The organism is Actinosynnema sp. NPDC023658, assembly GCF_040639995.1.
GTDB lineage: Bacteria > Actinomycetota > Actinomycetes > Mycobacteriales > Pseudonocardiaceae > Actinosynnema.
On sequence record NZ_JBFAAX010001412.1, the window covers coordinates 1 to 1,164 of the forward strand.

The window sequence follows — 1,164 nt, forward strand, 5'->3', positions numbered from 1 at the left end:
GTGCTGCGGGTGCGCGGGAAGGGCCTGATGATCGGCGTCGACCTCGACGCCGACGCCGACGCGGTGGCCGACCTGCGCCTGCGGTGCCGCGACGAGGGCCTGCTGCTGTCCACGGCGGGCAGCACGGTCATCCTCACGCCGCCGCTGGTCATCACCGCCGAGGACTGCGCGGAACTGGTGGACAAGCTCGACCGGTCGATGCGGGCCGTGCTGCCCGTCCCGGCCTCCTCGTCCGCCGGCTGACGTCCGAGCGGGTGCCCGTGCGGTCAGCCCCGCCCTGTCCGCACGGGCTCCGCGACGGCCTCCGCACGCTGCTGCACGCGGATCACCAGCACCACGCCGACCATGATGAGCACGAACCCCAGCACCTGCCCCAACGGCGGCCACTCCTGCCGCGCGACGTAGACGTAGGTGTAGCCGGACAACGTCTCGACGTTCACGAGCATCCCGGCGACGGTGGGGGAGAGGCGGGCCGACGCGGCGTTCCACAGCCACGTCGCCACCCAGGACACCAGCACGCCCAGCACGACCGCCACGGCCACGAAACCGGCGACGCCCGTGCCGCCGGGTGCGACGTCCCACTGCCCGGTCACCACGGCCAGCGGGAGCGCGACCACCGTGACCACACCGGTCGCGACGCCCACCACCGTGGCCCACTGCCCGGCGGGCACGTCCGGGTTCTCCGCCATGAACCGGGCGTTCGCGATGCCGTACCACGTCCACAGCGCCACGGCGCCGACGCAGGCCAGCAGGCCGAGGACCTTGGTCGTCACGGACGTCGGCTCGGTGGCCTGCGCGCCGGAGATCTCCAGCCCGTTGACCACCACCAGGCCGACCGCCACCAGCGCGACCGGCAGGGCCAGGCTGCGCCACGGGGCCAGCCGCGAGACCGCGTTGCCGACCAGCGCCATCACCACCGGGATGCACCCGATGACCATGTTCGTCACCGGTGCGCCGACGGTCTGGATGCCGACGACGAGCAGCAGGTAGTACCCGGCGTTGCCCGCGATGCCGAACCCGACCGCCGGCGCCCAGTGCCGCCGCGCGATCCGCCGCACCGCCGCACCGCCGAGCGCGAAGAGCACCAGCGAGAGGAGCCCGTAGGCCAGGTACCGACCGGCCGTCACGGCCACCGCCGACCAGCCGGTCAGCAGGTCCGGCAGC

General features: G+C 73.9%; 2 protein-coding genes. One reads left to right on the plus strand and one right to left on the minus strand.

Annotation, left to right across the window (positions count from 1 at the left end):
• On the plus strand, positions 1-243 hold a 243-nt coding region (locus AB0G02_RS41415), incomplete at its 5' end, for an aminotransferase class III-fold pyridoxal phosphate-dependent enzyme (RefSeq protein WP_360806401.1).
• Between the two features lie 23 nt (positions 244-266).
• Here the strand turns inward: AB0G02_RS41415 and AB0G02_RS41420 are convergent.
• The coding region (locus AB0G02_RS41420; RefSeq protein WP_360806404.1) for a DMT family transporter at positions 267-1,164 on the minus strand (898 nt) is incomplete at its 5' end.